The 11,048-nt window shown below is 75.4% G+C and carries 7 protein-coding genes; 4 read left to right on the top strand and 3 right to left on the bottom strand.

The genetic code is table 11. The annotated features are described in order from the left end of the window. The 3 genes from treZ to glgX form a co-directional block, all read right to left on the bottom strand. Nucleotides 1–1,272: malto-oligosyltrehalose trehalohydrolase (treZ, locus tag ACIQOV_RS09910; RefSeq protein WP_401046920.1), on the bottom strand; the 1,272-nt coding region annotated here is incomplete at its 3' end. After that, nucleotides 1,272–3,758: a malto-oligosyltrehalose synthase gene (treY, locus tag ACIQOV_RS09905; protein WP_401046917.1), complete on the bottom strand. Its 2,487-nt coding sequence runs from the start codon at nucleotides 3,756–3,758 to the stop codon at nucleotides 1,272–1,274. The genes treZ and treY, both read right to left, overlap by 1 nt. Before the next feature lie 180 nt (nucleotides 3,759–3,938). Continuing rightward, entirely contained in the window at nucleotides 3,939–6,062 is a 2,124-nt protein-coding gene (glgX, locus tag ACIQOV_RS09900; protein WP_401046914.1) for a glycogen debranching protein GlgX, read from the bottom strand. 406 nt (nucleotides 6,063–6,468) lie between these two features. Between glgX and ACIQOV_RS09895 the strand changes: the two genes are divergently transcribed. Genes ACIQOV_RS09895 through ACIQOV_RS09880 form a run of 4 tightly spaced genes read left to right on the top strand, consistent with a single transcriptional unit; the run spans nucleotide 6,469 to nucleotide 11,037 of the window. Next, the gene (locus ACIQOV_RS09895; protein ID WP_401046911.1) at nucleotides 6,469–7,743 is read left to right on the top strand and encodes an SAV2148 family HEPN domain-containing protein; all 1,275 of its coding nucleotides are present in this window, start codon (nucleotides 6,469–6,471) and stop codon (nucleotides 7,741–7,743) included. A gap of 47 nt (nucleotides 7,744–7,790) precedes the next feature. After that, nucleotides 7,791–8,294, top strand: coding sequence for a GNAT family N-acetyltransferase (locus tag ACIQOV_RS09890; RefSeq protein ID WP_401046909.1), 504 nt, complete (start codon nucleotides 7,791–7,793; stop codon nucleotides 8,292–8,294). Between the two features lie 56 nt (nucleotides 8,295–8,350). Continuing rightward, entirely contained in the window at nucleotides 8,351–9,100 is a 750-nt protein-coding gene (locus ACIQOV_RS09885) for an ABC transporter ATP-binding protein (RefSeq protein WP_401046922.1), read from the top strand. Continuing rightward, nucleotides 9,097–11,037, top strand: a complete 1,941-nt coding sequence (locus ACIQOV_RS09880; RefSeq protein ID WP_401046906.1) for an FtsX-like permease family protein — start codon at nucleotides 9,097–9,099, stop codon at nucleotides 11,035–11,037. Before ACIQOV_RS09885 ends, ACIQOV_RS09880 begins: the two co-directional genes overlap by 4 nt. Nucleotides 11,038–11,048: the final 11 nt, after the last annotated feature.

Raw genomic sequence — 11,048 nt, 5'->3', positions numbered from 1 at the left:
GGTGGCGGCGCCCCACTCCTCGCCCATGAAGAGCATCGGGGTGAACGGTGAGGTGAGCACCAGCGCCGCGCCGCAGGCGAGCCGGCCGGGGGAGAGGCTGGTGGAGACGCGGTCCCCCAGCGCCCGGTTGCCGACCTGGTCGTGGGTCTGGAGGTAGCCGAGCAGCCGGTGGCCGTTGCCGGGCGGGGTGAACGGGCGTCCGTGCCGGCGGCCGCGGAACGAGGACCAGGTGCCGTCGTGGAAGAACCCCCGGGTGAGCGTCTTGGCGAGGGCGGCGAGCGGCGCGTGCGCGAAGTCCCCGTAGTAGCCCTGGGACTCGCCGGTGAGCGCGCAGTGCAGGGCGTGGTGGAAGTCGTCGCTCCACTGCGCGGTGAGGCCCTGTCCGCCCGCCTCGGGCGGGGCGGTGGTGGCCGGGGTGTTGAGGTCGGACTCGGCGATCAGGAACAGCGGCCGGTTGGTGGCGACCGCCAACCTCCCCACCTCGGCGGAGAGTTCCTCCAGGAAGTGGACGGCCCGGTCGTCCGCGAGGGCGTGCACGGCGTCCAGCCGCAGCCCGTCGATCCGGTAGTCGCGCAGCCAGGCCAGCGCGCTGCCGATCAGGTAGGCGCGTACCTCGTCCGAGCCGGGCGCGTCCAGGTTGACCGCCGAGCCCCACGGGGTGTGGTGCCGGTCGGTGAAGTACGGGCCGTACGCGGGAAGGTGGTTGCCGGACGGGCCGAGGTGGTTGTGCACCACGTCGAGCACCACCCCGAGGCCCTTGCGGTGGGCGGCGTCCACGAAGCGCTTGAGCCCCTCGGGCCCGCCGTAGGGCTCGTGGACGGCCCAGAGCGAGACCCCGTCGTAGCCCCAGCCGTGCCGGCCGGGGAACGGGCAGACCGGCATCAGCTCGACGAAGTCCACGCCCAACTCGACCAGGTGGTCCAGGCGTTCGGCGGCGGCGTCGAAGGTGCCGCGGGCGGTGAAGGTGCCCACGTGCAGCTCGTACAGCACCGCGCCGGGCAGCGCCCGGCCGCGCCGGCCGGGCCGCGACCAGCGGAACGCGGCGTGGTCCACCGCGCGGCTGGGCCCCTCCGGGCCGTGCGGCTGCCGGGCCGAGCGCGGGTCGGGCAGCGGCGGGCCGTCGTCCAGCCGGAAGGCGTAGTCGCCCGCCGGGGCCTCGCCGGACCACCAGCCGTCCCGGGCCGGGCAGCGGGCCAAGTCGTAGGCGAAGCCGTTGACGTCGACCCGCACGCGGGACGCGGCGTTGGGCGCCCACACCTGGTAGCGCGGCATCAGTGCCTCCTCGTCAGCAGGGCCACCGGCAGGGCCGCCAGCAGCTCCGCCACCGGCACCGTGCCCGCCGGGAGGTCGCGCCCGGTCAGCTCGTCCGTCCAGGGCCCGCCGGCCGGCAGCTCCAGCACGGTGTCGCGCCAGCAGCCCGCCCGCTCCAGCCCGTACGGCAGCCGGGTGACGGCGGTGACCACGTCCTCGCCCCGGGCGAAGGCCAGCAGGTGGTCACCGGCGGGGCCCGCGGCGTGCAGCGGCCGGTACGGGCCGAGCGGGCGGGCGCGGCGCAGGTGCAGCGCGGTGGTGGTGAGGTGCAGCTTCTCCCGGGCGAGGTCGCCGGGGCGCGGCGCGGCCGCGTCGGTGAGCCGCACGGCGAGCGCGCCGAAGTCCACCACGCCCCGGTTGTCGGGGTCGACCAGGGTGTACAGCGGCTCCTCGCTGCCCTGGTAGAGGTCCGGCACGCCCGGCACGGTGAGGTGCAGCAGCGCGGCGGCCAGGGTGTTGGCGCGGGCGTACGGGGCGAGGGCGTGGACGGCGCCCTCGATCCGGGGGAGCAGCCCGGGGTTGGCGTGGACCGCGCGGGCGCGCTGCTCCAGGGCCCGCTCGTAGCGGGGGTCGGGGGTGGTCCAGGAGGTGTGGAGCTTGGCCTCGCGGGCGGATTTGAGCAGGGCGGCGACCAGCCGGTCCGGGCCGATCGGCCAGGCGGCGACCAGGGTGTGCCACAGCAGCCAGTCGGCGTCCGGGTCGAAGCCGGGGCCGGCGGCGGTGGACCAGGCGGCGGCCTCGGCGGCCCAGGCGTCCGGCCGCTCGGCGAGCACGGCGAGCCGGGCCCGGGCGTCGGCGCTGCGCTTGGTGTCGTGGGTGGACAGCACCGTCATGCTGTGCGGCCAGGTGCGTTCCAGGTAGCGGCACCAGTCGTGGAAGTCCGCGGGGCGCAGTCCGGGCCGGGCGGGCTCGCCGCCGACCTCGTTGAGGCCGGGCAGGGCGTTCCAGCGGTAGAAGGCGGTGTCCTCGACGCCCTTGGCGGCCACCGCGGCGGCGGTCTGGGCGAAGCGGGTGCAGAACTCGTCCTTGTCGGCGCCCCGGCCCAGCTCGCCGAGGGCGAGTGCGGCCACCAGCCGGTCGGTCGGGTCGGCGGAGCCCTCCAGGGCGGCCCGCAGCTGCTGCGCCGAGGCGGCCGGGACCGCCTCGCCGGGCCGGGCGTACGGCCGGTACGCCGGGTAGCCGGTGAGCAGCCGGCCGAGCGCGGCGCGCAGCTGCCCCGGCGAGTGGTCGGCGTGCGCGGGCTCGGCGGCGCCGATCCGCAGCGCGATCCGCACCAGCCGGTCGACCTCGGCGGCGAGTTCGCCGTCCGGCCCGGCCATGTCGGCCCGCCCGCGCCGGGCCTCGGCGACGGCGGGGTGCGGGTCCGCGCAGAGGTCCCGGACCGGGCCGCCGTGCCGGAAGGACTCGTACGCACCGGCCAGCCGGCAGGCGCCCGCGTGGTCGGTGAGCACGCCGTCGATCCGGCGCAGCGCGTCGTAGCCGGTGGTGCCGGCCACCGGCCAGTCCTCGGGCAGCCGCTCCTCGCCGGTGAGGATCTTCTCGACCACGACGTACGCCCCGCCGGTGGTCCCCGACGCCCCGCCGGTGGCCGCTGCCAGGCGCCGCAGGTAGCCGCGCGGGTCGGCGAGCCCGTCCGGGTGGTCGATCCGGAAGCCGTCCAGGACGCCGTCCGCGTGCAGTCCGAGCAGGACGGCGTGGGTGGCGGCGAACACCTCCGGGTCCTCGGCCCGCAGCGCGATCAGCTCGTTGACGGTGAAGAAGCGCCGGTAGTTGAGCTCGGTGCGGGCCAGGCGCCACCAGGCGAGCCGGTACCACTGGCGGCCGAGCAGCTCGGACAGCGGCAGCTCCTCGGTGCCGGGGCGCAGCGGCAGCTCGTGCTCGTGGTAGCGCAGCACTCCCCCCGCCGGGCGGCCGGGAGGCGCCCCCACGGCGTCCACGGTGAGCTGGTCCAGGACGGCGCCGAGCCGGTCGCCGAGCAGCGGCAGCAGCACCCGGCCGCGCCCGGGGGCGTCGGCGGGGCCGGCCTGGGCGGTCCAGTCGATGTCGAACCAGCGCGCGTACGGCGAGTCGGGACCGTCGCGCAGCACCTGCCACAGTGGCCGGTTGAGCCGTTCGGGGGCGGGCACGGCCATGTGGTTGGGCACCACGTCGGCGATCAGCCGCAGGCCGTGGCGGTGCGCGGCGGCGGCCAGTTCGCGCAGCGCCGGCTCGCCGCCGAGCTGCTCGCTGATCCGGGTGTGGTCGACGGTGTCGTAGCCGTGGGTGGAGCCGGGGACGGCCTCCAGCAGCGGGGACAGGTGCAGGTGGGAGACGCCGAGGGCGGCCAGGTAGGGGACGGCGCCGGTGGCGTCGTGGAGGGTGAAGCCGGGCTGGAGCTGGAGGCGGTACGACGATGAGGGGACGGTGGCGGCCGGGCGGGGCTGCGCGGGCTCGGCGGCGGGGGTCATAGCTCCATAGGTACCCGGGGGAGGCCGCCGCCAAGACCCGCTGCTGGCCCGAACAGGTGACCGCCCCCGGCCGTCCGAAGGGCCCGCGCCGCGTTCGGTGACCGGCCCGGCCGGGCGCCGCGGCACCGCCGGCACGCCCCAGGCGGGGCGCCGCGGCACCGCCGGTACGGACCGGAGCACCTAGGCGGGCCGCTGCAGCACCATCAGCGAGCGGTCGGTGAGCCAGAGGGCGTCCCCGGCCTTGACCCGGGCGCCGGTGCCGGGGGCGGGCAGCCGGGGCCGGGCGGTGTCGACCACGACCTGCCACTCCTGCCCGTGGTCGGCGGGCACGGTGAACTCCAGCGGTTCGGAGTGGGCGTTGAACAGCAGCAGGAAGGAGTCGTCGACGATCCGGCCGCCGCGCCGGTCCGGTTCGGAGATCGCGTAGCCGTTGAGGAAGACGGTCAGCGACTTGGCGTAGCTGGCGCCCCAGTTGCGCTTGGTCATCTCCTCCCCGGTCGGGGTGAACCAGGCGATGTCGGTGAGGTCGTCGAAGCCGCCGGAGGCGGACACCGGCCGCCCGTGGAAGAACCGCCGCCGCCGGAACACCGGGTGGTCGCGGCGCAGCCAGATCATCCCCTGGGTGAACTCCAGCAGCCGCGCCTGCGGCCCGTCGCCCTCGGGCCAGTGCACCCAGGTGAGTTCGTTGTCCTGGCAGTAGGCGTTGTTGTTGCCCAGCTGGGTGCGGCAGAGCTCGTCGCCGTGCGAGAGCATCGGCACGCCCTGGGAGAGCATCAGGGTGGCGATGAAGTTGCGCTGCTGGCGCTCCCGCAGCTCCTCGACGGCCGGGTCGGCGGCGGGGCCCTCGACGCCGCAGTTCCAGGAGCGGTTGAAGGACTCGCCGTCCCGGTTGTCCTCGCCGTTGGCGTCGTTGTGCTTCTCGTTGTACGAGACCAGGTCGCGCAGGGTGAAACCGTCGTGGCAGGTCACGAAGTTGATCGAGGCGATCGGGCGGCGGCCGTCGTCCTGGTAGAGGTCGGCGGAGCCGGTGAGCCGGGAGCCGAACTCGGCGAGGGTGGCGTTCTCGCCGCGCCACAGGTCCCGCACGGTGTCCCGGTACATGCCGTTCCACTCCGTCCACAGCGGGGGGAAGTTGCCCACCTGGTAGCCGCCCTCGCCGAGGTCCCAGGGTTCGGCGATCAGCTTGGCCTGGGAGACCACCGGGTCCTGCTGGACCAGGTCGAAGAAGGAGGACAGCCGGTCCACCTCGTGGAACTGCCGGGCGAGGGTGGCGGCGAGGTCGAAGCGGAAGCCGTCCACGTGCATCTCGGTGACCCAGTAGCGCAGCGAGTCCATGATCAGCTGGAGCACGTGCGGGCTGCGCATCAGCAGGCTGTTGCCGGTGCCGGTGGTGTCCTCGTAGAAGCGCTGGTCGCGGGCGAGGCGGTAGTAGGAGACGTTGTCCAGGCCGCGCAGCGACAGCGTCGGCCCCAGGTGGTTGCCCTCGGCGGTGTGGTTGTAGACGACGTCCAGGATCACCTCGATCCCGGCCGCGTGCAGCGCCTTGACCATGGACTTGAACTCCTGCACCTGCTGGCCGCGGTCGCCGGTGGAGGAGTAGGAGGAGTGCGGGGCGAAGAAGCCGACGGTGTTGTAGCCCCAGTAGTTGGCGAGGCCGAGGTCCCGCAGCCGGTGGTCGCGGACGAACTGGTGCACCGGCATCAGCTCGATCGCGGTGACGCCGAGCTTGGCCAGGTGCTCGATCACCGCCGGGTGGGCCAGGCCCGCGTACGTTCCGCGGATCTCCTCGGGGATGCCCGGGTGCAGCCGGGTCAGGCCCTTGACGTGGGCCTCGTAGATGACGGTGCGGTGGTAGTCGGTGCGCGGCGGCCGGTCGGTGCCCCAGTCGAAGTACGGGTTGATCACCACCGAGTGCATGGTGTGCGGGGCGGAGTCCAGGTCGTTGCGGCGCTCGGGGGCGCCGAAGTGGTAGCCGTAGACCGACTCGTCCCAGTCGATGTGCCCGCTCATCGCTTTGGCGTACGGGTCCAGCAGCAGCTTGGCGCTGTTGTGCCGCTGGCCCAGGCCCGGGTTGTACGGGCCGTGCACGCGGAAGCCGTAGCGCTGGCCGGGCTGGACGCCCGGGAGGTAGGCGTGCCGGACGAAGGCGTCCGTCTCGCGCAGCTCGACGGCCGTCTCGGAGCCGTCCTCGGCGATCAGGCACAGCTCGATCCGGTCGGCGCTCTCGGAGAACACGGCGAAGTTGGTGCCGGCCCCGTCGTAGGTGGCGCCGAGCGGGTAGGGCGTACCGGGCCAGACCTGCATGACTTCTCAACTTCCTTGCTGCCGACGGAAACTGACGTGTGCTCCGACAACGGGACCGGCCGCCTGCCGGGGCCCGGACGCTCTCTTCCCGGCCGGGCGGCCGGGCATGTGCGTGACCGTGCGCCGTGACGCACGGCACAGCCGCCGTGACGCGCGGCACAGGGCATACTCCCCGAGCCCCTCCCCGCGGGCCGGGACATCCGGCCCGGGTTGGGCCGAACGAGCGCCCGTCGGGCATTCGTGTGAAGAGTGCTCCGGTGGTGCGGGAGGGGCCCCGGGCATCCGGCTGCGATCGGCTCGCGGCGGGCAGTACCCTTGATCGTCCGGCCGCCCGGGGCGGGCCGACGGGCTTTCGACGGTCCCCGCGCCCGCGGGGGCCGGCCGCAGCAACCAGATGAGGTGGCGCATGGTGTTCCCCGCCGGCGGCCGCGGTTCCGGGCCCGGCGGCCCCGACCGGGGCGCGACCCGCAGCGAGGCGCCCACGGTGGTCATGCGTCCCACCCTGACCGGCCGGGCCCTGGTGCCCGCCCAGGGCGGCCCGGTCGAGATACCCGCACTGGCCTGGTCGGCCGGCGAATGGGAGGACGCCTACCAGCGGGTCCGGCTGTCCGGCCGCGCCTACGTCTGGCTCAACCTGGTCGAACAGCGGCTGCGCGCCCTGGTCGACGAGGTGCTGCACCCGATCTACGCCCCCGCCCACGGCGAGGACTGGGTCACCGCCGCCGCCGGGCCGGCCGGCGAGGAGTGGGCGCACCGCGCCGGGGCCGTGCGCGAGGTCAGCCGCCGCAAGGGCTACCTCCTCGACCCGGCCGACGACGACCCGCTGGTCTTCCTCACCCTGCCCCAGCTGCGCGAACTGATGGTGCAGCACTGGCCCTGCTTCGAGCCGTACCTGGCCGACCGGCGCGAGATCGAGCTGGCGCTCGACGAGCTGGAGGTGGCCCGGCACGTGGTCTCCCGCAACCGGGTGCTCACCCAGACCGTGCTGGCCCAGACCGAGCGGGCCGCCGCCCGGCTGCTGGCCGTCCTGGACGGGGGCGCCGGCGGGGTGCCCGCCGACGTGGTCGAGTCCCTGGTGGCCGGCCGGTACGCGGACGTCGTCGCCGTGCACGCCGACCGGGTCCGGCTCCAGCGCGACCTCCCCGTCGAGGACCTGCTGGACGGTGCCCGGCGCCTCGACGCCCTCGGCATCGGCCTCGGCATGCTCTGCCAGAACTACACCGGCAAGCGCCTGGTGCGCCTGGCCGGCGAAGGCTGTCGGGTGCGGCTGCTCTTCCTCAACCCGGCGAGCAGCGCGGTGCGCCGCCGCGAACGCGAACTCGGCCTCGGCCGCAGCGAGTTGTCGCGCTCCATCGAAATGAACATCATGCACGTGCGGCGGGTGCGGGCCCGGCTGCGGGACCAGGGCGGCTTCGAGATCCGGGTCTTCGACGAGACCCCGCGCTTCACCGCCTACCTGGTCGAGGGCCCCCGCACGGCCGGCCAGGCGGGCGGCCGCCGGCAGGGCCGCGACCTCGGCGTCATCCAGCCCTACCTGCGCCGCGCCCGCGGCATGGAGTCCCCGGCCCTGGTGCTGCGCGGCGGCGCCGGCCAGCAGCCCGGCGGCACCGAGGCCGGACTGCTGGAGGTCTACCGCGAGGAGTTCGAGGGCGCCTGGGCCGACTCCCGGCCGGTGTCCTGACGAAAACGGCTGGTCGGAGCGGTGACGCGGCTGCCAGACTGCGGGCCGTGAACATCGCCCCCGACTGGAGCCTGCGCCCCGCCGCGCCCGAGGACCTCGAACCCGTCACGGACCTCAAGGCCCAGGTCATGCGCGCCGACCTGGAACGCCTCGGCCGCTGGGACCCGGCCCGCTCCCGGGAGCGGGTGACGGCGTCCTTCTCGACCAGGTACACCTCCGTCATCCTGGTGGACCGGGCCTTCGCCGGCTGCGTCACCGTCCGCCCCGACGAGCGGGGCGGACGCCACCTGGAGCTGTTCTACCTGGCCCCGCACCTCCAGGGGCGGGGCCTGGGCACCGCCGTGCTGCGCCACCTCCTCGCCGAGGCCGACGCCGCCGGAGAACCGTTCCGCCTCGTCGTCCTCCGCGGCAGCGCCGCCCAGCGACTGTACGAACGCCACGGCTTCACCGTCGTCCACGAGGATCCGGTCGACGTCTTCCTGCACCGCCCCGTCGGCGGGACCGAGGTCCGCGCCGAAGTCCTCGGCGGGGCACGGCGGCTGACGGCATAACGATTCCCCCAAACCACCTGGTCAGGGCCGTGGCCACCGTGGTAGGTGTGGCTGCTGTGAAGATCACGGGGGAGAACGGGGCCGTCCTGCGGCTCGACGACGTACACCGCACCTACGGAACCGGCCCGGAGGCCGTACGGGCGCTCAGGGGGGTGGACGTCGAGTTCGCCCGCGGCGGCTTCACCGCCGTCATGGGCCCCTCCGGCTCCGGCAAGAGCACCCTGCTCCAGTGCTGCGCCGGCCTCGACCGGCCCGACAGCGGCCGGGTCACCCTGGACGGGGCCGACCTCGGCGCACTGGGCGAGACCGAGCTCACCGTGCTGCGCCGCCAGCGGATCGGCTTCGTCTTCCAGGCCTTCAACCTGGTCGGCTCGCTCACCGCCGAACAGAACGTCGGGCTGCCGCTACGGCTGGCCGGCCGCCGCCCCGACCCCGCGCAGGTGCGCGGGGCGCTCGCCCAGGTCGGCCTCGGCGAGCGCGCCGGACACCTGCCCTCCCAGCTCTCCGGCGGCCAGCAGCAGCGCGTCGCGATCGCCCGCGCGCTGATCACCCGGCCGCGCATGCTGTTCGCCGACGAACCGACCGGCGCCCTGGACTCCGCCAGCAGCCGCGACGTCCTCGCCCTGCTGCGCGACCTCGTCGACCAGGAGGGCCAGAGCACCGTCATGGTCACCCACGACCCGGTCGCCGCCGCCTACGCCGACCGCGTGCTCTTCCTCGCCGACGGCCGGATCGTCGACGACCTGCCCCACCCCACCGCCCAGCACGTCGCCGAGCGGATGACCGCCCTGGAGACGGCGGCATGACCTCGATCACCACCCTGCTGCCGGTCGCCACCGCGAGCCTGCGGCGGCGCAAGTCCGCCTTCGCCGGCTCCTACGTCGCCCTCACCCTCGGCGTCCTGCTCGTCGCCACCACCGGCAGCCTGCTCCACGACACCGCCGGCGACGACTCCCCGCTCGGCGCGCCCTCCCTGCACAAGGTGCTCCAGTTCACCGCCGCGATGGCCGCCTTCGTCGCCGTCTTCGTCGTCGCCGGGACCTTCGCCTTCGCCGTCGCCCAGCGCCGCCAGGAGATCGCGATGCTGCGCGCCGTCGGCGCCACGCCCCGGCAGATCGTCTGGCTGATCACCGGCGAGGCCGCCGCCGTCGCCCTCGCCGCCGCCGTCAGCGGCTGCCTGCTCTCGCTGCCCGGCGCACCCGCGCTCGCCGCCTGGCTGGTCGCCCGCGGGGCCGCCCCCGACGGATTCACCGCGCACCCCGCCGCCGGGCCGATGCTGCTCGCCGCCGCCGTCGGCCTCCTCGTCGCCCTGCTCGGCGCCGTCACCGCCGCCCTGCGGGCCGGCCGGGTGCGCGCCGTCGAGGCGCTCGGCGACGCCGCCGCCGACCGCGCGGCCATGACCCCGCTGCGCTGGACCTGCGCGCTGCTCGGCCTCACCGCCCTGGCCGGCACCGTCGGCTACTACCTGGCCGCGCCCACCATGACCCCCGCCCCCGGCGACCAGCCCGACGACCCGCAACTCGCCTCCCAGTGGGTGCTCGGCGCCGACCTGCTCGCCATCACCGCGCTCGCCCTGTTCGCACCGGCCGTCGTACCGCCGCTGCTGCGACTGCTCAGCGCCCCGCTCGCCCGGGCCGTCGCCGCCGCCCCGCTGCTCGCCCGGCAGAACGCCCTCACCGCCGTGCGCCGCACCGTCTCCACCGCCACCCCGGCCTTCCTCGCCATCGCGCTCACCGGCACCGTGGTCGGCTCCACCGCCGCCTTCGCCGACGCCATGACCGCCCAGAACCGGGCCCTCGCCGCCGCCGCGTACGTGCTGCGCCCCGGCGGCGCCCCGCTGCCCGCCGACGCCGCCCACCGGCTCACCGCCGCCCGCCCCGGACTGCACGCCACCGCCACCACCGCCACCGTGGTCACCGGCCTCGGCGCCGCCGCCCCCGCCTTCGACGACCACGGCGAGGACTCGCCCGCGAGCGCGCCGTCCGCCGCCACCGTCGTCGACGGCGACCTCGCCACCGCCTGGACACTGCCCGCCGTCGACGGCAGCGCCGCCGACCTGCGCGGCGCCACCCTCGCCGCCTCCACCGACCAGGTCCGCGGCCACGGCTGGAAACTCGGCGACCAGGTCAACCTGCGCCTCGCCGACGGCACCGTCACCAGCCTGCGGCTCGCCCTCGTCTACCGCACCCAGCTCGGCCTGGACGAGGTCCTGCTCAGCGGCGACGCCGTCGCCGGCCACCTGGCGGGCGCCCGTCCCGCCGCCGTCCACCTCGACGCCGAACCGGCCGACCGGCTCGGCGGCACCCTCACCGACGCCCACGACCCCGGGCCCGACCCCGGCGCCCACTACGCCTGGATCGCCACCACCACGATCCTCGGGCCCGCCCTGCTCTACGCGCTGATCGCGATCGTCAACACCATGGTGATGAGCACCGCCGACCGCCGGCGCGACTTCGGCGTGCTGCGGTTGGCCGGGACGGTGCGCCGCCAGGTCACGTCGATGGTCGCGCTGGAGGCCGTCCTGGTCGTCGCCACCGCCGCGCTGCTCGCCCTGGCCGTCACCGCGCTCACCCAGTACGGCACCACCGCCCTGCTCAACCACCGCATCCTGGCCGGCCGGGCCACCATCGCCCTGCGACTGCCCTGGGCACCGCTCGGCGCCGGCACCGCCCTGTGCCTGCTGCTCGCCGTCGCCTCCAGCGTCCTCCCCAGCCGCCTCGCCCTCGCCACCCCGCCCCGCTAGCCCACGCCGGC

The organism is Kitasatospora sp. NPDC091257 (genome assembly GCF_044757675.1).
In the GTDB taxonomy this organism is placed as follows: domain Bacteria; phylum Actinomycetota; class Actinomycetes; order Streptomycetales; family Streptomycetaceae; genus Kitasatospora; species Kitasatospora lactacystinica.
Note: the sequence above shows the minus strand (reverse complement) of the source record. Positions and strands in the feature narration are given on the sequence as shown.